The sequence below is a fragment of the Undibacterium sp. KW1 genome (assembly GCF_009937955.1).
In the GTDB taxonomy this organism is placed as follows: Bacteria; Pseudomonadota; Gammaproteobacteria; order Burkholderiales; family Burkholderiaceae_D; genus Undibacterium.
Genome location: NZ_AP018439.1, coordinates 3,564,346 through 3,586,865, shown reverse-complemented (window position 1 = coordinate 3,586,865; position 22,520 = coordinate 3,564,346). Strand labels below are relative to the sequence as shown.

The 22,520-nt window shown below is 51.1% G+C and carries 14 protein-coding genes and 2 riboswitches; of the genes, 9 read left to right on the top strand and 5 right to left on the bottom strand.

The genetic code is table 11. The features are described from left to right. Nucleotides 1-302 precede the first annotated feature (302 nt). Both UNDKW_RS16145 and UNDKW_RS16140 read left to right on the top strand, forming a co-directional pair. On the top strand, nt 303-1,829 hold the full coding sequence (locus UNDKW_RS16145) for a lipase family protein (protein ID WP_162059501.1): 1,527 nt from the start codon (nt 303-305) through the stop codon (nt 1,827-1,829). Between the two features lie 14 nt (nt 1,830-1,843). Further along, nucleotides 1,844-2,518 (top strand): OmpW family protein, encoded by a 675-nt coding sequence (locus UNDKW_RS16140; protein WP_162059500.1) that lies wholly within the window; start codon nt 1,844-1,846, stop codon nt 2,516-2,518. Between the two features lie 169 nt (nt 2,519-2,687). Here UNDKW_RS16140 and UNDKW_RS16135 read toward each other — a convergent pair whose 3' ends face one another. Beyond that, complete coding sequence (locus tag UNDKW_RS16135; protein ID WP_162059499.1) at nt 2,688-4,244, bottom strand: transglycosylase SLT domain-containing protein; 1,557 nt, start codon at nt 4,242-4,244, stop codon at nt 2,688-2,690. A gap of 367 nt (nt 4,245-4,611) precedes the next feature. Here UNDKW_RS16135 and UNDKW_RS16130 point away from each other — a divergent pair, with 367 nt between their 5' ends. Next, on the top strand, nt 4,612-6,276 hold the full coding sequence (locus tag UNDKW_RS16130) for an amidohydrolase (protein ID WP_162059498.1): 1,665 nt from the start codon (nt 4,612-4,614) through the stop codon (nt 6,274-6,276). 29 nt (nt 6,277-6,305) lie between these two features. Here UNDKW_RS16130 and UNDKW_RS16125 read toward each other — a convergent pair whose 3' ends face one another. Continuing rightward, entirely contained in the window at nt 6,306-7,526 is a 1,221-nt protein-coding gene (locus UNDKW_RS16125; RefSeq protein ID WP_162059497.1) for an MFS transporter, read from the bottom strand. A gap of 112 nt (nt 7,527-7,638) precedes the next feature. Here UNDKW_RS16125 and UNDKW_RS16120 point away from each other — a divergent pair, with 112 nt between their 5' ends. Next, nucleotides 7,639-8,214 (top strand): TetR/AcrR family transcriptional regulator, encoded by a 576-nt coding sequence (locus UNDKW_RS16120; RefSeq protein ID WP_162059496.1) that lies wholly within the window; start codon nt 7,639-7,641, stop codon nt 8,212-8,214. A 53-nt stretch (nt 8,215-8,267) separates the two neighbouring features. Here the strand turns inward: UNDKW_RS16120 and UNDKW_RS16115 are convergent, their stop codons facing one another. Continuing rightward, nucleotides 8,268-10,091 (bottom strand): ABC transporter transmembrane domain-containing protein, encoded by a 1,824-nt coding sequence (locus UNDKW_RS16115; RefSeq protein ID WP_162059495.1) that lies wholly within the window; start codon nt 10,089-10,091, stop codon nt 8,268-8,270. 201 nt (nt 10,092-10,292) lie between these two features. On the opposite strand from UNDKW_RS16115, the gene UNDKW_RS16110 reads away from it, so the two are divergent. Both UNDKW_RS16110 and UNDKW_RS16105 read left to right on the top strand, forming a co-directional pair. Continuing rightward, nucleotides 10,293-12,698: a penicillin acylase family protein gene (locus tag UNDKW_RS16110; RefSeq protein ID WP_162059494.1), complete on the top strand. Its 2,406-nt coding sequence runs from the start codon at nt 10,293-10,295 to the stop codon at nt 12,696-12,698. 63 nt (nt 12,699-12,761) lie between these two features. After that, on the top strand, nt 12,762-13,034 hold the full coding sequence (locus UNDKW_RS16105) for a hypothetical protein (protein ID WP_162059493.1): 273 nt from the start codon (nt 12,762-12,764) through the stop codon (nt 13,032-13,034). A gap of 84 nt (nt 13,035-13,118) precedes the next feature. Here UNDKW_RS16105 and UNDKW_RS16100 read toward each other — a convergent pair whose 3' ends face one another. Then, nucleotides 13,119-14,489: a polysaccharide lyase family 1 protein gene (locus UNDKW_RS16100; protein ID WP_197892900.1), complete on the bottom strand. Its 1,371-nt coding sequence runs from the start codon at nt 14,487-14,489 to the stop codon at nt 13,119-13,121. A gap of 449 nt (nt 14,490-14,938) precedes the next feature. Further along, a riboswitch (glycine riboswitch) is annotated at nt 14,939-15,026 on the top strand. Nucleotides 15,027-15,037: 11 nt separating this feature from the next. Next, a riboswitch (glycine riboswitch) is annotated at nt 15,038-15,176 on the top strand. 80 nt (nt 15,177-15,256) lie between these two features. Here UNDKW_RS16100 and gcvT point away from each other — a divergent pair. The 3 genes from gcvT (at nt 15,257) to gcvP (ending at nt 19,843) form a co-directional block, all read left to right on the top strand. After that, nucleotides 15,257-16,387 carry a glycine cleavage system aminomethyltransferase GcvT gene (gcvT, locus tag UNDKW_RS16095; protein ID WP_162061972.1) on the top strand — a complete coding sequence of 377 codons (1,131 nt, stop codon included), beginning with the start codon at nt 15,257-15,259 and terminating at the stop codon, nt 16,385-16,387. Between the two features lie 69 nt (nt 16,388-16,456). Beyond that, nucleotides 16,457-16,834 carry a glycine cleavage system protein GcvH gene (gcvH, locus tag UNDKW_RS16090; RefSeq protein WP_162059492.1) on the top strand — a complete coding sequence of 126 codons (378 nt, stop codon included), beginning with the start codon at nt 16,457-16,459 and terminating at the stop codon, nt 16,832-16,834. Between the two features lie 120 nt (nt 16,835-16,954). Next, nucleotides 16,955-19,843 carry an aminomethyl-transferring glycine dehydrogenase gene (gene gcvP, locus UNDKW_RS16085; protein ID WP_162059491.1) on the top strand — a complete coding sequence of 963 codons (2,889 nt, stop codon included), beginning with the start codon at nt 16,955-16,957 and terminating at the stop codon, nt 19,841-19,843. Between the two features lie 405 nt (nt 19,844-20,248). Here gcvP and UNDKW_RS16080 read toward each other — a convergent pair whose 3' ends face one another. Further along, on the bottom strand, nt 20,249-22,372 hold the full coding sequence (locus tag UNDKW_RS16080) for a bifunctional diguanylate cyclase/phosphodiesterase (protein WP_162059490.1): 2,124 nt from the start codon (nt 22,370-22,372) through the stop codon (nt 20,249-20,251). Between the last annotated feature and the right edge of the window lie 148 nt (nt 22,373-22,520).

Below are 22,520 nucleotides of genomic sequence, written 5' to 3'. Positions count from 1 at the left end.
TCTATCTTGAAGTAGGTATTTGCGTATCGAAAAAGGTATACTTGCCGCCCGTAAAAAGAGAAGCCTGCGAGGTCTCTTTTTGATTGATTTTTTAAGAGTGTTGTATTTGCCCCGTATGGAAAATCTTTGGGGCAAGTTCAGGCTAAATTTTTAAGAGTGTTTACTCTAGATGTGAAATTTTCGCTATTCACCAAATTGCGTAAATGACATACTGTTTGCTAAGTTTTAGAACGCTCGTTCCATTTTATGTGGTACTGGTTAAATCTACTGACTTGCAAAAAAATACTTAACAGGAGACAACAATGCGTCAAACTCACATAGCACTGGGTCTGCTTTCTGCTGCCGTTTTAACGGCTTGCGGTGGCGGCGGTAGTGCTGGTCCAGTCATCGATAACACACCTGCCCGCGGCACTCTGGTCGCCAATCCACCTGTACTGGTGCCTATTCCTCAGGCAAGTGGCCCGGCATTGACCAAGCTTGATCCGGTCGTTTTCAAAGCTTCCCTGGATGCTGCCAAACCAGGTTTGACACAGATCACAGGCGCTCCCAAGTGCGAAATCAGCACTTACTACATGAAATACACCACAGTCGGCGGCGCTAATGAAGCGACTGACGCAACTGGCGCCATCATGGTTCCATCTGGCAGCGATCCGGCATGTACCGGCCCACGTCCGGTCATCCTGTATGCCCATGGCACGACAGTGGAAAAATCCTTCAACATGGCCAACCTGCGTGACAACTCAGAAGCCATCCTGATAGCCGCCATGTATGCAGCGCAAGGTTTCATCGTGGTTGCACCTAACTACGCAGGCTACGATACTTCTGCACTGACTTACCATCCTTACCTGAATGCTGAACAGCAAGCCAATGATATGGTCGATTCCCTGCGTGCTGCACGCAAGGCTTTTGCTACTATCGGTGCGCAGGATTCTGGCAAGCTGGTGATCAGTGGTTATTCACAAGGTGGTCACGTTGCCATGGCAACGCAACGCGCCATGCAAACGACTTATGCATCCGAATTCAAGGTAAGCGCGTTGGCCGGTATGTCTGGTCCATACGCGATGTCCTTGCTGGGTGACGCAACTTTTGCTGGTAGCCCGAATGCAGGTGGCACAGTGTTTATCCCGCTGATCACAACCAGCTGGCAAAAATCCTATGGTGGTTTGTACACCAGCCCGAACGAAGTCTATGAAGACAAATACGCCACTGGCATAGAAACACTGTTGCCAGGCGCATTGACTTTCAATGACTTGTTCACGACTGGTAAATTGCCAGCGTACGCCATGTTTGCCAAAGACTCTCTGCCAGGTCCATCATCTCCAGCATTTGCAGCCTTCTTTGGTGACGGTAACCTGGTGAAAACCAGCTATCGCAATACCTATCTGGCTGATGCACAGAAAAATCCTTGCAACGTCAATCCTGCAGATCCTTTGAACTGTACTCCTGCCAATTCTTTCCGTAAGGCTGGCGTGAAAAACGACTTGCGTAACTATGTACCTAACGTACCAGTCATGCTGTGCGGTGGTAACGGCGATCCTACCGTGTTCTTCGCAAGTACACAGGCAACAGCAGGCTTCTTCCAGGCTAAAGGCTTGCCAGCAGCAGCGTTGACAGTATTGGACGTCGATTCTTCCCCAACCAGCGCAGCTGATCCATTTGCTGCAGCTAAAGTTGGTTTTGCCCAAAGCAAGCAGGCAGCAATCAATGCTGCGATTGCTGCCAAGGTAGATCCAACGACAGCGGTTGCCAGCCAGTACCACGGTACTCTGGTGCCACCGTTCTGTAACGCTGCATCCCGCGCGTTCTTCCAACAAGTTTTGGCTAAATAAGAAAGGACGACTCCATGAAAAAAATTCATTTCGCCGTCAGTGCACTGTTTGGTCTGGCTTGCGTTTCTTCTGCTCATGCTTATGAAAATTCTGTGCGAGCAGGTGTTCTCAATGTTCAGGTTCATTCTGAATCACCGGACTTTACCAGCAATGGCCCGGCATTCTTAACACCACAGCCTGCAGGCCTGGTCGTCCAGAATGCAACTACGGTCGTATTTGGTTACACCCGCCGTATCAATGATCATCTGGATTTTGATTTCGTTGCCGGTATCCCGCCTGAGCATGAAGTGACAGGACGTGGTACGTTGGCACCTTATGGTGTGATTTCCAAGGTCAAACAACGCGCACCTACTTTTTTTCTCAATTACAATTTTGGCGCACCGACTGATGCATTCCGTCCGTTCGTTGGCCTTGGTTTGAATTACACACAGTTCTTTGATGCTAAATCAACTGCTGTTGGTAATATCGCTACTGGCGGGCCAACAAAAATTGATTTGAAAGATTCCGTTGGTTTGGCGGGGCAGGTAGGTGTCAATTACCATTTCAACGACCGCTGGTTTGTCAGTGCCTCTATTGCAGCTGCCAAAGTCAAATCCGACATGACAGCAACGACAGGTAGTATCGAGCGCAAAACAACAATCGATTTCCGCCCAGTTGTATTCGGTGTAGCTCTGGGTTATAGCTTCTAAGCGAAACGTCAAAAACTAGAAAAGGGTTCCAATGTAAATTGGAACCCTTTTTTATTTACTGCGTCGGCTTAAACATCATCGCTTAAAGCCTGCGCGATTTAGTTGCGCAAAGTGGCCTGCAAGATGCTGTCTGCGCGACCTGGTCACGGTGACCCGGCTTGCACACCTATCAGCTATGTTTTTTCTTGCCCAGCTTCAGGTTGGCAAGCAGAGTCTTGCCATGCCGTGCAGGGGCTGCTGTGTGATGGGTGACTTTAGGTGCTGGTGCAGCACGGCGGCTACCAGCAGCTGCCAGCATATTGGTCTGGTTGACCTGGGTGACGATAGGGGTCTGTATATGCAGGGTCTGGCCGTGGGCCACATTTTCACGTTTCAGGTGATTCCAGGTCTTCAGTTCTGCGACGCTGACACGGAAGCGTTTGGCGATTGCGGCCAGATTGTCGTGTTTGCTGACCTTGTAACTGACCTGGCGGGTAGAAGTTTTTTCTATGACCAGTTGCGCTTTTTCAGCAATTTCAAGCGAGATATCATTGTCTGGTGCCTTGGCTGACTTTGGTACCAGCAAGGTGGAGCCCGCCTTGACCATCATTTTTGCAGGAATGAAATTCACTTCGCGCACTACCTCAGGCTTGAGCCCGAGTTTGCTTGCCAGCGCTTCTACTCGCTCGGTTTTTTGTACGGTGTGGGCAGACCAACTGGATAAAGGACCTTGCCATTTGTTTAGGTTTTCTTTGAACAGGGCAGCATTATCCGTGGGCAGCAAAATTTTTGTGCCTGTGCCGCCGGTAATAACAGGGCGGCTGAATTGCGGGTTCAATGCGGTAAATTCATCGAGTGGCAGTTCTGCCAGTTGCGCGGCCACGCGCACGTCGATATCACGGGTTTTTTCAACCGAGACAAAGTAGGGCTGATTATCCAGCTTTGGCAGCGCCAGATTGAATTGTTCTGGATGGCCTATGATGTTTTTAACTGCCTGCAGTTTTGGCAGGTAGTTTTTGGTCTCATTTGGCATGTGCACCGACAGGCTCTGGAAGTCTATCGGCAAGCCTAGTGCCTGTTGTTTCTTGATGGCGCGTTGCACTGAGCCTTCGCCCCAGTTATAAGCTGCCAGCGCCAGTTGCCAGTCACCGAACATGCCATACAATTTTTCCAGGTAATTCAGGGCGGCATCGGTAGAGTCGATGACGCCGCGCCTGTCATCCTTGAACATGGTTTGCTTGAGGTTGAAGTCGCGACCTGTCGCTGCCATGAACTGCCACATGCCGGTTGCCTTGGCAGAGGAAATGGCTTGAGGATTAAAAGCAGATTCTATGAAGGGTAGTAATGCCAGTTCGGTTGGCATGCCGCGCTTTTCCAGCTCTTCCACTACATGATAGAGATAGCGGGAACCGCGCTGCACTGTGCGCAAGATATATTCAGTGCGTGTGCCATACCAGGCTAGCTGGTTGGCGACCAACTGGTTTTCCAGGTCGGGGATGGCGTAACCTGCGCGTACCCGCTCCCATAAATCCGCTGCCTTGTCATCGACACGAATGACCGCATCGGAAGGTAATTCCTGCGGAATGGCTGGATTGGCCGTGGTTTGTTGTACTGAGTTGGTGGTTTCCGGTGCTGACACCAGGGAGAAAACTGGGGGCGGAGCGTCTGCAAGACATATTTGTGGCGCCAGGCCAGCTAGCAAGGCGGCGGTCAATATGCTTGGGGAGTGTAGTCGGAATCGTTTCATAGGCAATGAATTGTCTAATCGACCATAGTCGACGTGGATTGCAGAATCGTGTGAGTGTACGCAAGTGCAGTTTGCAGCGTCAAGAAAAATGTCAGTTGAATGACAAGTTTTACATCTGTTACATGGGGATGCCTTCAGATTTCACTTTTTCCTCAGTGAAAAATCTGTAAATTCCGACCAATATCGCTTTACGTGCAATTAAATATCCCTAATTTCATCTTTTGTTGTAATTTTTCTGGGGCTGATTCCCGGTTTTAATTTATATGGCAAGGAAATATAAGAGCAGCTTTAAAACACTTGTTGCCAAAGAATATTGAAATACAATACACATCCTCATCGATGTATCTATTCAGTCTGGACGTGGCCCATGCAAAGCACATTGAAACCCTTGATATTGGCAATCGCCACCATGAGCGCAGGTCTGGCAACTGCCGACACGATTATCGATAACGTCCGGGGCTACACTCTGAATCAAGAGGGAAAGCTGCAGCACTTTGAGTCGCTGGCTTTTGATGATGCAGGCAAAGTAATTGGAATTGGTAGGACTAAAGAGCTGGTCACCAGATTGCCCAAGGCCAGACATGTCGATGGTGGAGGTAAAACCTTGTTGCCTGGCATGATAGATGCACATGGTCATGTATTGAGTCTGGGGGCAAGTCAGATGCAACTCAGTTTGCGCGCTACCGCCAATCTGGCAGAAGCGCAAAAGGCTATTGCTGATTATGCAAGCCGCTTTCCTTTGAACCAGTGGATCATAGGTGGCGAGTGGAATCAGGCAAACTGGAAGCTGGGCCGCTTTCCCACTGCGCAAGAGATAGATGCAGTCGTTAAAGACCGCCCCGTCTGGTTGTCGCGGGTAGATGGTCATGCCGGTTGGGCCAATAGCAAGGCTTTGCAACTAGCCGGTATTACAGAAAATACCCCTGATCCTACAGGCGGCAAGATAGAAAAAGATGCCCAGGGCAAGCCTACTGGCATACTCGTCGATGCGGCCATGCGCCTGGTCGATAAGGTGGTACCGCCTGCGTCGAATGCCGAGCAAAGGGCCGCCCTGGACCTGGCCTTGCAGGAACTGGCCAAGGTCGGCGTCACCAGCGTGCATGATGCCGGTGTTTCAGAATCTGCCGACAAATTATTCCGAGAATATGCAGACCAGGGTAAATTGACGACGCGCATCTATGGCATGGTGCGTGGTACCGATGGTTTTTTCGACAAAGTTTCGCAGCAAGGTCCTTTGCTCACTTATGGCCATGATTTTTACTCGCTGCGTGCGGTAAAGCTGTTTGCTGATGGCGCACTCGGCAGCCGTGGCGCGGCCATGATGGCACCGTATTCAGATGCGCCACATACACATGGCCTGCTGTTCAAGACTGCCGGTGAGATGTACACGATGATAGAAAAAGCCGCAAACAAGGGCTATCAGGTGAATGTGCATGCGATAGGCGATGCTGGCAACCGCCAGATACTGGATGGCTTTGCCCGCTTGCCAGCATCTGCATCTGCCAACTTGCGTCACCGTATAGAGCATGCCCAGGTCGTGGCGCTGGATGATATTCCACGCTTCAAACAACTGGGTATCTTGCCCTCCATGCAGCCTACTCATGCGACATCGGACATGAATATGGCCGAGGACAGAGTAGGGGCTGAGCGCATCAAGGGTGCTTATGCGTGGCGCAGTTTCTTGCAGCAGGGTTCACGCATAGCCTGTGGTTCGGACTTCCCGATAGAGTCCCCCAATCCATTCTGGGGTGTGCATGCAGCCGTCACCCGTCAGGATATGACGGGCAAGCCTGCGCAAGGCTGGTATGCCGAGCAAGCCATGACGGTACAGGAAGCCTTGCGCTGCTTCACTGTTGATGCGGCCTATGCAGCGCACCAGGAAAACACTCTGGGCACGCTGGAGGCAGGCAAGTGGGCAGACTTCATCCTTATGGACCAGGATATGCTGAATATGCCCGCCACCGATATTTACAAGATCAAGGTCTTGCAAACCTGGGTGGCTGGCAAGCAGGTTTATTCAGCCACTAAATAAACCCTGCTGTCATGTTGACGCAGCGCGGCCTAGGCTGCCTGCAGTTGCAATTGTTTTTCCCGTATGGGTAAATGTATCAGGGCTGCGCCCACTGCCAGCGTGATATCGATATACCAGAGCAAATTGAAGTTGCCATTTGCCTCCAGTACCTTGCCACCCAGCCAGACACCCAGGAAGCCACCGATCTGATGTGTCAGCATGACGATGCCAAACAGGCTGGCCATATTTTCTGGGCCAAACAACTTCGCTACCAGACCGGCAGTCGGTGGTACCGTCGATAAGAAAGTCAACCCCATGACGGCGGCAAATACCAGTACAACGGCGCCAGTTTTAGGTGCCAGCAAAAACAGGATGACGGCCAGTGCACGTGTCGCATACAGCAAGGACAGCAGTGACTTCATGCGCCACTTGCCAACTGCCCAGCCCATGGAAATGCTGCCTATGATGTTGAACAGGCCCAGCATGGCCAGCGCCCAGCCGCCAAACTCTGCAGGCAAACCACACAGGCTGATTACGCCCGGCAAATGGGTGGCAAGAAAAGCCACATGGAAGCCGCACACAAAAAAGCCTGCTGCCAGCATCAGGTAGCTGGGATTTTTCAGGGCGATGGAGATTGCTTTGGACGTGCTGATCGGTGCTTGCCCTGTACTGGCAGCTTGCACAGGTTTTCCACGTAACAAATAGGCAGCGGGCAAGGCCAGCAAGACTATCAAGCCCATGATCTGCATGGCATTATTCCAGCCATACAAACCCATCAGCGTGATGGCGATTGGTGCCATCAAAAACTGACCAAAAGAGCCGCCCGCATTGACGATGCCGGTAGCGATGCCACGTTTTTCTGCTGGGATCATGCGGGTGGCAGTTGCCATCAGCACCGCTGGCCCGGCCATGCCAGCACCGCCAGCCGCCAGCATGCCTATGGCAAAGATCAGGCCTGCCGTTGTCGTCATCAGCGGCGTGATGAAAGTGCCCACTGCCACCAGAATGATACCTGCGCACAAGACGCGGCCAGCACCCATCTTGTCAGCAAAGGCCCCCGCAAATGGCTGCGTCAGACCCCACCACAATTGCCCAAAGGCGAAAGCCAGGCTGATATTGCCTACGCCCAGGCCAGTGGCAGTATTCATCGGGCTAAGAAACAAGCCCATGCTTTGCCGTGCCCCCATGGTCAGGGCAAAAGTGCCAGCAGTACCCAATAGCACTAGCCAGATAGCTGGATATTTGTGCAATAGATTGTTCCTGGTATCCATATTGTTTTCCGTGAATGTAAGGGCGGATCTGATTTAAATGATGGTCATCATGATTGTATATATTACGTTTATAATCTATAATGTCAAGAGAATTTATTGATGGAGTAGTGCCATGAAAGTCAGCAGAGAACAGGCAAATGAAAATCGCCAACGCATTTTGGATGTGGCTTCACAGCTATTCCGCGAGCGTGGCTATGACGGTGTCAGCGTGGTCGATCTGATGAAGGGTGCAGGTTTGACCCATGGTGGCTTTTATGGAAACTTTTCTTCCAAAGAAGACCTGATTGCGCAAACTTGCGCATTGAGTCTGGGGCGCTCCGCAGAGCGCTGGAAACGCTGGCAGGCAGAATCCCCGGATACTGCCCTGTCACGCATCGCCAATGATTATCTGTCTCCAGCGCACAGGGACAAGCCAGGCAGGGGTTGTGCCCTCGCAGCTCTCGGGTCAGATATGGCCAGGCAAAACGACACTGTCCGCAAAGTTGCCGATAAAGGCGCGCAGGACTTGATGGCGGTGCTGACGGATTTGCTGCCTGGCGAAACGAAAGAGAAAAGAGAGGCCAAGGCAATGCTGGCTTTGGCCAGTATGGTGGGCGCGGTAGTGTTGGCGCGTGTCGCAGAAGATGAGAGATTTTCCCAGCGCATTTTGCAGGCAGTTGCCACTAGTCTGGAAAAGACTGCTGCGTAATTTAAGGCTTAGGCTGTTGCAAAGTCAGATGCTTTGCAACAGCCTCAAGGTTTTTATTCTTCGCTTCTGTGCAAATCAAATTGTAGTGCTGCCAGTTTTGCATAAACCCCGCCTTGCTCTACCAGCGAGGAGTGAGTGCCGGTTTCCACAATGCGGCCATGCTCCATGACGATAATACGGTTGGCACGCTGTACGGTGGCCAACCTGTGTGCAATGATCAGGGTAGTGCGGCCCTGCATGGCTACTTCCAGCGCACCTTGTACCAGGCGTTCTGATTCTGCATCGAGGGCGCTGGTGGCTTCATCCAGCAATAGCAGTGGCGGGTTTTTCAGCAGGGCGCGGGCAATGGCTATCCTTTGTTTTTGTCCGCCAGACAGTCGCACACCACGCTCGCCGAGGAAGGATTGATAGCCTTCTGGCAGTCTTTCTATAAACTCATGCGCGGCTGCCATTTTCGCTGCCGCTATCACTTCTGCATCGCTGGCATCGGCGCGGCCGTAGCGTATGTTTTCCATGGCATTGGCTGAGAAGATGACGGTATCCTGCGGCACCACACCTATCGCGCCACGCAGTTCATGCAAATTCAGTTCGCGGATATTGATGCCGTCCAGTGTGATCCTGCCTTGTTGCGGATCATAAAAACGTAAGAGCATCTGGAACAGCGTCGTCTTGCCTGCGCCTGAAGAGCCAACGATGGCGACAGTTTCGCCAGGTTGTATGTCCAGGTTCAGATTTAGCAGGGCTGCGGTGTTGGGGCGCGAAGGGTAATGAAATTCCAGTCCCTGCAATGAAAGCGCTGCCCCTCTGGGGTCATGCTCGGCACGGGTAGGCAAGCTCAGTGCTTTTACTGGATTTTGTATCGGTGATTTGACCTCGATCAATTCCAGCAGGCGCTCGGTTGCGCCTGCTGCACGCTGGGCATCGCCCATGACTTCAGACAAAGCACCAACAGCACCCGCTACGATGGATGCATACAAAATAAACTGACCCAGCTCACCACCACTCATGCGGCCTTGCATGACGGCATGGGCACCCAGCCACAATACAAAGACGATAGCTCCAAAGATCAGCAGGATAGCCATGACTGTCAGCAGTGAACGGGCACGTATGCGGCGCATGGCAGTTTTAAATGCGCCTTCCACTGTGCCAGAGAAACGCTGGGCTTCTATATGTTCATGGGTGAATGCCTGCACAGTTGGCATTGCATTCAAGATTTCACCAGCGATTGCTGATGCATCTGCAATCCGGTCTTGGGAGTCACGCGACAGCGTGCGTACACGACGACCAAACAGGATAATGGGCAAGACCACTACCGCCAGCATGACAATGATGATGGAAGACAATTTAGGGCTGGTGATAAACAGCATCACCAGGCCGCCAAGGAAGAGCAGGAAGTTACGCAAAGCCATGGAGATACTGGTGCCCACCACGGTTTGTATCAGCGTGGTATCGGTAGTCAGGCGCGACAGCACTTCACCGGTTTGCGTGGTTTCAAAAAACTCCGGGCTTTGCGTTACCACATGCGAATACACCGCATTGCGTATATCTGCCGTCACTCTTTCACCCAGCCACGACACCATGTAAAACCTGGCAGCCGTCGCGATGCCCAGCACACAGGCCACCCCAAACAGGGCAATAAAGGTCAGATCCACATGTTTGATACTGTGGTCGCCGCCACCAAAACCCAGGTCTATCATCTGGCGAAAAGCATAAGGTATTGCCAATGTAGCACCGGCTGCCACCAGTAAGGCAATACCGGCTAATACAAACTGCATCTTGTATGGTGTTAGAAAAGGTAGCAAGCCTTTAAGGGTTTGGAAACTGCTACGCTGGGAAATATCAGCAGAGGAGGTGGCTGTTGGTGGGGAAGTGGTCATGCGCAGTCCAGAATAGTGGGCAAGCGTGGGCTAAGCAAATAGCAAAACGTATAGATGATGATAGGTGAGCCAAAATCAATAGTCTATGAGGGTCTTTTTCTGGTGATAAATTATTGACAATATTGACGGCAACTCGCTCTCAGCGTGATTCTCGCGACTGAGTGTAGAATCTGATCACTATGCCACATGGAAAGCGAACGAATGAAACGCCTGCTGAAATGGAGTCTGCTTGTATTGCTTGGCCTGCTGTTGATCATTATCACCGCCGCCACTGTCCATCTGTATGGCAAGCGCGTGCAACGCTCGGGAAATCAGGTGCTCACGGGTTTGCAAGCCGAAGTGACGGTGCAATATGACGAGCGGGGTGTGCCACATATTGAAGCGAAGAACGAAGCAGATTTATATCGTGCCCTGGGTTATGTGCATGCGCAGGACAGGCTGTTTCAAATGGAAATGGTGCGCCGCCTCGCTAAAGGTGAGCTGGCAGAAATTCTTGGCCCCAAACTGCTGGATACGGACCGCTTGTTCCGCACCCTGGGTCTGCGCAAGCATGCGGCTGACTATGCGGCCAGACTGGACAAAAACTCCCCCGCAGTCAAAGCACTGGATGCCTATCTCGATGGCATTAACCAATATCAGGCTACCCACGCAGCACCTCTGGAATTTGAATTGCTGGGCATACCCAAGCGGCCATTCACTGCTGAAGATACAGTTGCTGTATCTGGTTACATGGCCTACAGCTTTGCAGCGGCTTTCCGTTCTGAACCAGTATTAACACAGATACGTGACAAGCTGGGTGCAGATTATTTGCGTATATTCGATTTTTCCTGGCATCCCGAAGGCGTCATCAAGCCCCTGCAATTGAGCGCGACAGACTGGGACAGGATGAACCGCATCGCAACGACGAGTCAGCAAGTCATGGAAGAGTTTGGCCTGCCGCAGTTCGAAGGCAGTAATGCCTGGGTAGTCGCTGGCAAAAATACTGCGAGTGGCAAACCCTTGCTTGCAGGTGACCCGCACATTGCTTACTCTGCACCAGCAGTCTGGTATGAAGCCCATCTCAAAATGCCTGGCTTTGAATTATATGGTCACCACCAGGCGCTCAATCCCTTTGCTTTACTCGGCCATAACCAGAACTTTGGCTGGACGCTGACCATGTTCCAGAACGATGATGTTGACTTCATTGCAGAAAAAATCAATCCACAAAATCCCAATCAAATCTGGGTCAAAGGGCAATGGGTGGATATGCAAAGCCGCGAAGAAATTATCAAGGTCAAAGGAGCTGACACAATAAAATTGCTATTACGGACGTCTCCTCATGGCCCCATCATCAGCGACGCCTTTCGTCAGGCCTGGGGTGACGATATGACTGCCAAACCCATCGCCATGTGGTGGGCATTTCTGGAAACTGAAAACCCCGTGCTTGATGCGTTTTATGAGTTGAACCGTGCTGGCACAAAAGACATCGCTGCCCATGCTGCCAGCAATATCCATGCGCCTGGCTTGAATGTGGTCTGGGCAAATGCGCAAGGCGATATCGCCTGGTGGGCGGCGGCGAAACTGGTCAAGCGGCCAGCTGATGTGAATCCTGCTTTCATCCTTGATGGCAGCAAGGCAGAAGCTGACAAGCCTGGCTTTACTGATTTTGCCGATAATCCGCATGAAGTAAATCCTGCCCGTGGCTTTATTGTCTCCGCTAACCAGCAACCTTTGCCAACAGCTGATTTTGCCATCCCCGGTTATTACAACTTGAACGAACGCGCACGCAGACTGGAAGCCTTGCTTTTGCAACCAGGAGTCAAGTGGAATACCAAAAACAGCCAGGCGCTACAGCTTGATAACAAGACAGCTTATGCCGCCCAGATTTTGCCATCCATATTGCCTATTTTGCGCAAGCAAATAACTGATGCAGATGGTAAACGCCTGCTGGAGCAGCTGGAAAAATGGGATGGCAGCTACCAGGCGAATAGCATAGCACCCACCATCTTCGGCCAATTGCTGTACCAGATCATCTATGCGGCAATGGCTGATGAGGTGGGTGAAATCCAGTTCAAGAATCTCTTGCGTACCCGCGCCCTCGATGATGCTTTGCCACGCCTGCTGGCAGACGCGAATTCTCCGTGGTGGGATAATCGCTCAACAGCATCGCTAGAAACTCGCGACGATATCCTGGCACTGGCATGGCGCGACAGCATCTCACATCTGCAAAAGACGTTTGGTAACGACAGCAAGCAATGGACCTGGGCGAAGGCGCACACCCTGACACACAAGCATCCGCTTTCCCAACAAAAGCCGCTGGACAAGATATTCAACATCGGCCCGTTTGAAGTTGCTGGCGGGCGTGAAGTGCCTAATAACCTGGCGGCAGCAATAGGCCCGGCACCATGGGATGTGGTATATGGCCCATCGACAAGGCGCCTGATCGATTTTGCCGATGCGTCAAAAGCTTTAGGTATCAACCCGGTAGGGCAGAGCGGGGTGTTGTTTGATGCGCATTACAATGATCAGGCCAAAGGCTTTGCGGCTGGCGCTTATGTGCCGCAGTATTTGAGTGATAAGGATGTTGCTGCTCACGCTACTGGTACGCTGACATTAAGAGCGAAATAATTAAGGAAGTCAAAAACCTCAACAATACTATTTGAAATGTTTTTTTGACGGTTTTTAAGAATAATGAGTAATCGTACTTTTGCCTGTCTTGACTGTAAGAAGTTGCAGCGCAAGGATCAAAATATCCCGGCCTTTTTTTGTCCGCATTGTGGCAAGGAGAGCATTCGTGTGCACTGGAAGCTGCGTGTGCCTTCCCCCAGGAAAATCAAGAAATGGAATTCATTCTGGAGTCGCTATCTTTCAGAACTGAGGCAGTTGAAAGAATTTTATACTGGGCGAGGTGCGGCTAGGCTTTATCTTCCTTTACTGAATCAGGAACATCGTCGTAATGATTAGACAAAAAACTGGACGGCATGATTGCCGCCCAGTAGGTGCCGACTCAATCGGACTTAATCAGACTTAATCAAGATATAGTCAGATTTATTTACAACTCAGTTTTGCCAGAGAAGTGCCAGCACCCGCGACCGCAGGCAGTTTTTGCTTCAGACAGGCAGGTGCATCTGGTGTATAGCTATAAGGTATGCCAACTGGTAAATGCGATGTCGTTACCCAGTCTGTTGCATCACGGCTGGGCTTGGAATCGCTCGCTACCCAATTGATGCCATAAGTGTTGAAGTCGGCAGGCGTCTTGATATTATTGTTGCGCAATTCCCAATAGCCAAGCACATCACTGTCGCGTGAGGTGACGGGGTTTTGTGAGTTTTCGAAGTAATTGCTTTCGATCAGGGAATAGCCCTGCATGCGCACATTGATGCCCGAGGTTTTGATATCGCTATACAGATTATTATAGATATGGGTATAACCACCGCGCTGCAGTGGCAGGCGTGAGCCTACGTTTTTATAATAATTATGATGGAAAGTGATGTAGCGGTCACTTGCATCGCTGTCGCTGGAACCGATCAGGCCTACTTTGTGATGATCATGGATGTAGTTATAAGAGTAGGTGATGTGATGCGCACCTGCCTTGTTATCCACCAGGCCATCAAACTCCAGGTCACCCGCACCCGGGCATTCGGCAAGTGAGCTGAACAGGGTGTTGTGGTCTATCCAGACATAGCCTGGGAATTTGCCACTCTGGCCTTCAATGCCTATGGCATCAATAGAGCCAGGCAGTAAGCCTATGGTCATGTTGCGGATAATGACATTGGTCGCGCCACCTTTGACCGCGATTCCAAAATTAGCCGCCGAGCCATTGCTGCCTTCTATCGTGATATTGCCCTTATTCTTGATTTCGACTATCGCACCTTTGGCTTTTTTCCATTGTGTGCATGCATCAGGAATAGTGCGGAAATCAAACGTGCCGTTATAGCGTATCACCAGGCCACCAGTGCCGTTGTAGGCATCAATTGCTGCCTGCATTTGTGCCGCAGTCGTGACTGTTACAGCGGCAACTGTACCACCACCAGTGACCAGCCCGGCAAAGCCGCCACTGTGTCCGGCTGGCGCGGTTCCTGTGCCAGTGCCTGAACCTGAGCCATCATTTGAGCCACTGCCTCCGCCAGTATCTGGCGTGCCAGCTGGGCCAACGGCACATTTTTCTTTGGTGTCGGCGGTTGCTGCCACGCCAAAGGTGGCGGCTGTACAACTGACATTGCCCGACAGGGATTTGATGACCCATTTATCCTTCAATCCAAATGATACCTGCAGTGCTTTGTCGCCTACTTTGCAGGTGCCGCCTTCATCGGCGCATTTAGAAAAGCCCGAGGGCCAGTCTGCTGCAAAAACATTAGCTGCACTGCCAGACGCTGCAATAATGGCAAAGGCGATCAATTTCAATTTCTTGTTATTCATTTTCCCTCCGGGTTTTTGTTTCGTTAGTTAAAAAAAATTCGCTTACCAAAACATCTGCACAACTGATCTCTTTTGAATCAAGAAATCTGGGCTGGCTTTCAATTTGGTGAAGCGAATATTTGCACTATAGAAATAAAATGCGAACCTAGAGTAACAAGGGATGCTGATCATTCTCGTGATTGTTTCCTCTTCAAACAATAGTTACAAATTAATACAGAGATGAGCGTCAAAACAGATAGTGGTCTGGTTGATTGCGGTTTTGTTTATCAGACTGTCGTAGTAAGTTTCGCGTAAGTTTCAAGTAGGTTGTATAAGTGGTTTTATTGCTCGCAAACTTGCTATATTTGTCGTTACTTGTCGTTTTGGTCATTTTTTAACTGTGCGATAGGCTTTTATGTAAATATTTCCACGCTCAACTATCCAAGCCCTTGCAAGCCTTATATAATCGCGCTACTTGATCGGGAGAGCGTGACGATAGTCGCCGCCGAAGGGGCTAATACCCAAAAAACTCTCAGGCAAAAGGACCGATCAACGGGGTAGTTAAAAGTTGCCCCAACTCTGGAGAGCGGTAGCGGCAGATACGTTTATTGTTATAAATATTCGCCGGACTACCCACCGAAGGTGCGCGCGGGCAGCAAACATACATGGCTCCCGTAATCTCTCAGGTACCAGGACAGAGGGGTATGCGATTTCAGCGCATGCGGCGTTTATTCGTCGGCATGCGTTTGTTCGTCCCTTCAATCTGGCAATCTGGTAATGAGGCACTCATGACGCAAGCAGCGACATCACTCAAGGCAACTCCCCTCAATGCAGCCCATCGTGCGGCTGGTGCAAAAATGGTTGATTTTGGCGGTTGGGACATGCCCGTCAACTATGGTTCCCAAATCGAAGAACATCATGCAGTGCGCACAGATTGCGGCATGTTTGATGTATCCCATATGTGTGTCGTTGATTTGCAGGGCGAGAATGTACGCAGCTTCCTGCGTGGCCTGGTTGCCAATAATGTCGATAAATTGCAGGTCGCGGGCAAGGCCTTGTATTCCTGCATGCTGAAGCCTGAAGGCACGGTCATCGACGACCTCATCATTTATTTCTTCAACGAAAACTGGTTCCGCCTGGTCGTCAATGCTGGCACGGCAGAAAAAGACATTGCCTGGATGAACGCCCGCAATGCAGAAACCAATAGCGGCCTGACCATTACCCAGCGCCGCGATGGCGCTAATGCCTTTGCCCTGGTAGCAGTGCAGGGTCCGAACGCCCGCGCCAAGGCATGGGAAGTCTTGCCAGAAACCAAAGCTGCCAGTGCAGAAATCAAACCTTTTAACGCAGTCATCGTTGCTGACACTTCCTTTGGTGAAGTCATGGTGGCACGCACTGGTTATACCGGTGAAGACGGTTTTGAAATTGCTGTTTCCGCTGATCGCGTCACGGATTTGTGGAATGCCCTTGCAGCAGCAGGCGTCAAACCTGCTGGCCTTGGTGCGCGTGACACCCTGCGCCTGGAAGCTGGCATGAATCTGTATGGTCAAGACATGGATGAAACAGTCAACCCGCTCGATGCTGGCCTGGCATGGACCATCGACCTGGTCAGTGAACGTGATTTCGTGGGCAAGCAAGCGCTGCAAGCACAAGGCCAGAATGCCCAGTTCCTGGGATTGATCCTGCGTGAAAAAGGCGGCATCCTGCGCGCCCATCAAAAAGTAGTATGCGCACAAGGTGAAGGCGAAATCACCAGCGGTACTTTTAGCCCGACCATGCAGCTGGCAATTGCGCTGGCACGTTTGCCTATGGGCGTGTCTGTAGGCGATACTGTGCATGTTGTTATCCGTGACAAGCAATTGGCGGCGTCTGTGGTCAAACTGCCTTTCGTCCGTAACGGCAAAATCCTGGCTGCGTAATTTTTGCCCGCAGTTTGAACCGATTAAAAAAGACTAGTATTTAAACAATTTCTTTATTTGGAGCCCATCATGAACGTACCAGCAGACCTGAAATACACGACATCCCACGAATGGGTACGCACTGAAGCAGACGGCACGATCACTGTCGGCATTACTGAGTTCGCTCAAGATGCTTTGGGCGATATCGTTTTCGTTGACTTGCCTAAAATTGGCACAGCACTTGAAGCTGGCAAGGATTGCGCAGTGGTTGAATCCGTCAAGGCAGCGGGCGATATCTATGCACCAGTGACTGGTGAAGTTGTCGCCATCAATGAAGAACTGGCAGATGCACCTGAGTCCATCAATGCTGATGCTTTTTCTGCATGGCTGTTCAAACTGAAACCAGCAAATATTGCTGATGTCGATGCTTTGTTGACTGCCGAAGCTTACGCCAAGAACATCGCTTGATGATGTAATTAAAAGAGGTGGCCTTGTTGCTGCCTCTTTTAATATGGATTTGCCTGAATGCGGTTTGCCCCGCATAGCTACACCTGATATTCCACGTTACTCTTCTGTACCCCATATACCATGACCCGTCCTTCACTGATCCAACTGGAAGCGCACGACGCTTTCATCGCTCGCCATATCGGCCCTTCTGACGCAGAACAAGCCGCCATGTTGAAAACCCTGGGCTATGCTGACCGCACAGCTCTGATTGATGCCATCGTCCCGGCCAATATCCGCCGTCACGATGTGCTGCCACTGGCGCAATTCACAGAAGCCAAGTCTGAACAGGAAGCACTGGCCACATTGAAGGCATTGGCGTCAAAAAACCGTGTACTGAAGTCTTTGATCGGTCAGGGTTATTACAATACGCATACGCCGGGCGTCATACTGCGCAATATTTTCGAAAACCCTGCCTGGTACACGGCTTACACACCATACCAGCCAGAGATTTCCCAGGGCCGTCTGGAAGCCATTTTGAACTTCCAGCAAGTCATCACTGACCTGACTGGCATGGACATCGCCAATGCCTCGATGCTCGACGAAGGCACGGCTGCGGCTGAAGCCATGACGCTGATACAGCGCGTAGGCAAATCCAAATCGAATGTGTTTTATGTCGCTGCCGATGTCTTGCCACAAACACGCGAAATCATCGAAACCCGCGCCAAGCCGCTGGGTATAGAAGTACGCACCTGTGCTGGCAATGAAGCGCTGGACAATGATTGCTTCGGCGTCTTGTTGCAATACCCAGGCGTTGACGGTTCCATCGTCGATTACCGCGAATACGCAGCTGCCTTGCATGCCAAGGGCGCTATGGTTATCGCTGCTGCTGATTTGCTGGCACTGACACTGATCGCTTCCCCAGGCGAGTGGGGTGCTGACGTTGTTGTTGGTAACAGCCAGCGTTTTGGCGTACCGCTGGGCTTTGGTGGCCCGCACGCGGGTTATATGGGTACACGCGATGCATTCAAACGCAGCATGCCAGGTCGTCTGGTTGGCGTGACGATTGATGCGCAAGGTAACAAGGCTTATCGCCTGGCCCTGCAAACACGCGAACAACATATTCGCCGCGAAAAAGCCACATCGAATATCTGTACCGCCCAGGTGTTGCTGGCAGTGATTGCTTCCATGTATGCTGTTTATCACGGCCCTGCAGGCTTGCGTCAAATCGCCTTGCGCGTACACCGTCTGACTGGTGTTCTGGCTGGCGGCCTCAAGCAACAAGGTCTGACTATCGCGAACACCACTTATTTTGACACTCTGACAGTCAATGTCGCCAATGCGGCGGCATACCATCAGGCTGCTGAAGCTGCTGGCTACAACCTGCGCCAGATCAGCGCAACACAGGTCGGCGTTTCTCTGGATGAAACAGTGACACGTGCCGATGTTGAGGCCCTGTGGGCGATTTTTGCCAAGGCAAGCGGCGTTACTACGGCGCCTGATTTTGCGGCGATAGAAGCAGGCGTCAATGATGCCTATCCTGCGGCGCTGACACGTGGCACGACTTATCTGACGCACCCAACCTTCAACCGCTATCACGCAGAACATGAAATGCTGCGTTACCTGCGCAGCCTCGCTGACAAAGATCTGGCGCTGGACCGCACCATGATACCGCTGGGTTCATGCACGATGAAGCTCAATGCCACCAGCGAAATGATCCCTGTGACCTGGCCAGAGTTTTCCAACATCCATCCTTTCGCACCAAACGACCAGACCATCGGTTACCGCGAAATGATCTCTCAACTCGAAGCCATGTTGTGCGCAGCAACTGGCTACGACGCCGTATCCCTGCAACCGAATGCCGGCTCGCAAGGTGAATACGCAGGCTTGCTGGTGATCCAGGCTTACCACGCATCCCGTGGCGAAGCACATCGCAATATCTGCCTGATCCCATCTTCTGCACACGGCACCAATCCAGCATCCGCTAGCATGGTAGGCATGGACGTGGTTGTGGTTGCTTGCGATGACAAGGGCAACGTTGATCTGGCTGACCTGCAAGCCAAGGCAGAAAAACACAGCGCCAACCTGGCAGCAGCGATGGTGACTTATCCATCCACGCATGGTGTGTTTGAAGAAGGCATACAACAACTGTGTGAAATCGTGCATAGCCACGGTGGTCAGGTGTATGTCGATGGCGCGAACATGAATGCGCTGGTCGGTGTAGCAGCACCAGGCAAGTTTGGTGGTGATGTCAGCCATCTGAACCTGCACAAGACTTTCTGTATCCCTCACGGCGGTGGCGGCCCAGGCGTAGGCCCGGTTGCTGTTGGTGCGCATCTGGCGAAGTTCTTGCCTAACCAGAAATCGACAGGCTATGTTCGTGGTGAAAGCGGTATCTCTGCCGTCAGCGCTGCCCCATTTGGGTCTGCCAGCATCTTGCCTATCTCATGGATGTACATCGCCATGATGGGTGCAGAAGGCTTGAAGGCCGCAACAGAAACAGCGATCCTGGCTGCGAACTACATCGCCAAACGCCTGGCCCCGCATTACCCTGTACTGTACAGCGGTCATGATGGCCTGGTTGCGCATGAGTGCATTCTGGATCTGCGTCCATTGACTGATGCCACCGGCATTTCCAATGAAGACGTGGCCAAGCGCCTCATCGACTTTGGTTTCCACGCACCGACCATGAGCTTCCCTGTGCCTGGTACCTTGATGATAGAGCCGACAGAAAGCGAATCCCAGGCTGAACTTGATCGCTTCATCGATGCCATGATCAGCATACGCGAAGAAATCGCCAAGGTAGCCAGTGGTGAGTTTGATGCCAAGGACAATCCGCTGAAACATGCACCACATACAGCGGAAGTACTGATTGCCAATGACTGGTCACATGCTTACAGCCGTGAAGTGGCTGCTTACCCTGTGGCTTCCCTGCGCAAGAATAAATACTTTGCGCCGGTTGGCCGCGCGGACAATGTTTACGGTGACCGCAATCTGTTCTGCTCTTGCATCCCAGTCAGCGATTACGAATAAGGCCTTGCTTGCTGTGCTATAAATGAAAACGGACATGCAAGCATGTCCGTTTTTTTATGCATCTCAAGCAAGGGTATTTGAGTTGTACACGACGAAGTGTGGTGAGTTGTCAAAACTCTTATCGACGTCTGATAGATGTCTGTGTTCCCATTTCGTGTCTTTGCATTCCATGTCATCTGCGGCCGAAAGCATGAATCTCGCTATCTTTCGTAGTTCTTGAGCAGAGGCGAGCAGGGTGATTTCAGCCAATTCATCAGGAACTATCTCCTCCGGTGCCAGTTCTGTGCACTTGTAACCATAAATTTTCAATACATACTCCAGGCTATTGTCGAATTTTATATGCCTCACTTTATATCAGGCCAGGCAATAGGTTCAGTAAATAATTCTGAGAATATTGTTTGCAGTTCAATCCGGCATCAGAACGGGAATCGGCGCATGTGGCGTTACACCGAGGCGCAGTAATTTTGCAAATTGTTCTGCCGCCAGTGGCCGGCTGAAAATATAACCTTGTCCTTCTTCACAATGCTGTGCTTTTAGAAAAGAAAGTTGACCGTGCTTTTCTATGCCTTCTGCTATCACTTTTTGATTCAGGCTATTCCCCATCGCAATGACAGCACTGACGATGACGCCATCGCCATCGCCATCGGTTTTGGAAGTCCCTATGTCGTTTACAAATGACTGGTCAATTTTCAATACATCAATCGGGAATTGATTCAGATAACTCAGGCTGGAATAACCCGTGCCAAAATCATCAATGGCCAGTTGTATGCCCATGTCTTTCAGTTGCTGGAGGATGGCGACACTGGTCTCGGCATTATGCATCAGGACGCTTTCGGTAATTTCCAGTTGCAGGCAATTCGGTGACAAGCCAGTCTCCTCAAGTATCGTCCGCACGCCTTCCACAAAATCCTGACGACGAAATTCAACTGCAGAAATATTCACTGAAATCGCCGCTATTGTTAGTCCCGCGTCTTGCCATTGTTTGGTTTGTGCACAAGCTTCACGCAAGACCCAGCGGCCTATCGGTATGATGACGCCACAGTCTTCTGCTATACCGATGAATCGTATTGGCGGTACCATGCCCCATTGTGGATGCGACCAGCGTAGCAAGGCTTCTGCACCAGTGATGACGCCACTTTCGAGATTGATCTTGGGTTGATAGTGTAGCGAGAACTCATTGCGTATCAGAGCCAGTCGCAAATTTGCTTCTATGACTTGCCGTTCCACTGCGCGCACATTCATTTCCGGTTTAAAGAACTGGAAGTTATTGCGCCCCCTTTCTTTGGCCTGATACATGGCCGTATCCGCATTCTTGATGAGAGTCTCTGCATCTGTACCATCAGCAGGGTAAGAACTGATGCCTATGCTGGTAGTGACATACAGCTCATGCTTGTTGATGCTGTGAGGCGTCGCCAGCGATTTTAATAACTTCTCGGCGGTAAAGGCAGCATTTTCGGCAGACTTGTCATCTGTCACCAGGATCACGAATTCGTCGCCGCCCTGGCGGCTCACAGTGTCTGAACTGCGCACACAAGCACATAACCGCTCGGTGACCGATTTCAATAACATGTCACCGATGGCGTGGCCCAGGGAGTCATTAATATGCTTGAAATTATCCAGATCCAGAAAAAGTATGGCCAGATGTGTTTCTCGGCGTTTTGCCAGACCGATTGCCTGAGCAATGCGGTCATTAAGCAGTGCGCGGTTGGGCAGGTTGGTCAGGAAGTCATGCTGCGCCAGATGTGCCATTTTGACTGCCATGGCCTGGGTCGCCGTAATGTCATGAAATACCATGACTGCACCAGCGATATTGCCATCAGAATCGTGGATGGGAGCCGTCGAATCCTCAATTGCCACTTCGCTGCCATCACGTCTGAGTAATATCGTTCCTGGGGTTAAGGTTGTGGCTTTATCCTGTCGCAATACCTGCATGACGGGATTGGCCTTGGCTTGTTTATTTTCGCTATGAATGAGAGGCATGACAAGATTGATGGACTGGCCTTGTGCTTCTTCACGTTTCCACAGCGTCATGTGCTCGGCGGCGACGTTGAGGTAATCGACATTACCTGCCATGTCCGTGCCGATGACCGCATCACTGATAGAGTTGAGTGTGATTTCTGCTCTTGCTTTTTCTAAATAAGCAGCTTCTTCAACCGCTTTGCGCTGGATGATGTTGCGCAAGGACTGGGGCACGAGATAACTGGAGAAGTGACCCTTGGTCAGATAGCCTTGCGCGCCCAGTCCTACCGCTTCGACTGCCAGGCTGTCATCAACATCGCAGAGTGTGAGTATGGGGATTTTGGAGGCAACTGCAAACAAGGCCTCGAAAGTCGCAATGCCTTCGCTATCCGGTAAAGACAGATCAGCCAGAATTGCGTCTACACGCTTTTGTTGTATTTGTTCGAGTGCATTAGACAAGCTGCTGGCGAACTGGGTTTCGTATGGACCGTCGTGGGCTTTGCGCAACGCGTCCTGAAGTGCCAGGGCATCGGTAACAATATTTGTGACGATAAGAATTCGCTTGGCCATGAGCTGGCTCCTTATAAACTTTTCAAAAAATGAAGACAGCCAAGGAAAAAATTGCTGACCGTTTTGCTATAAATCTCTTGCGCATGCAAGAAAATTATCTGTCTTGATGTCTGGACAGAAACTACTTGATAGAAATTTATGCGTCTGT

Bases quoted from the DNA above. Each gene is read 5' to 3' on its own strand.
- UNDKW_RS16145 (WP_162059501.1), top strand. From the start codon at position 303: ATGCGTCAAACTCACATAGCACTGGGTCTGCTTTCTGCTGCCGTTTTA.
- UNDKW_RS16140 (WP_162059500.1), top strand. From the start codon at position 1,844: ATGAAAAAAATTCATTTCGCCGTCAGTGCACTGTTTGGTCTGGCTTGC.
- UNDKW_RS16135 (WP_162059499.1), bottom strand. From the start codon at position 4,244: ATGAAACGATTCCGACTACACTCCCCAAGCATATTGACCGCCGCCTTG.
- UNDKW_RS16130 (WP_162059498.1), top strand. From the start codon at position 4,612: ATGCAAAGCACATTGAAACCCTTGATATTGGCAATCGCCACCATGAGC.
- UNDKW_RS16125 (WP_162059497.1), bottom strand. From the start codon at position 7,526: ATGGATACCAGGAACAATCTATTGCACAAATATCCAGCTATCTGGCTA.
- UNDKW_RS16120 (WP_162059496.1), top strand. From the start codon at position 7,639: ATGAAAGTCAGCAGAGAACAGGCAAATGAAAATCGCCAACGCATTTTG.
- UNDKW_RS16115 (WP_162059495.1), bottom strand. From the start codon at position 10,091: ATGACCACTTCCCCACCAACAGCCACCTCCTCTGCTGATATTTCCCAG.
- UNDKW_RS16110 (WP_162059494.1), top strand. From the start codon at position 10,293: ATGAAACGCCTGCTGAAATGGAGTCTGCTTGTATTGCTTGGCCTGCTG.
- UNDKW_RS16105 (WP_162059493.1), top strand. From the start codon at position 12,762: ATGAGTAATCGTACTTTTGCCTGTCTTGACTGTAAGAAGTTGCAGCGC.
- UNDKW_RS16100 (WP_197892900.1), bottom strand. From the start codon at position 14,489: ATGAATAACAAGAAATTGAAATTGATCGCCTTTGCCATTATTGCAGCG.
- gcvT (WP_162061972.1), top strand. From the start codon at position 15,257: ATGACGCAAGCAGCGACATCACTCAAGGCAACTCCCCTCAATGCAGCC.
- gcvH (WP_162059492.1), top strand. From the start codon at position 16,457: ATGAACGTACCAGCAGACCTGAAATACACGACATCCCACGAATGGGTA.
- gcvP (WP_162059491.1), top strand. From the start codon at position 16,955: ATGACCCGTCCTTCACTGATCCAACTGGAAGCGCACGACGCTTTCATC.
- UNDKW_RS16080 (WP_162059490.1), bottom strand. From the start codon at position 22,372: ATGGCCAAGCGAATTCTTATCGTCACAAATATTGTTACCGATGCCCTG.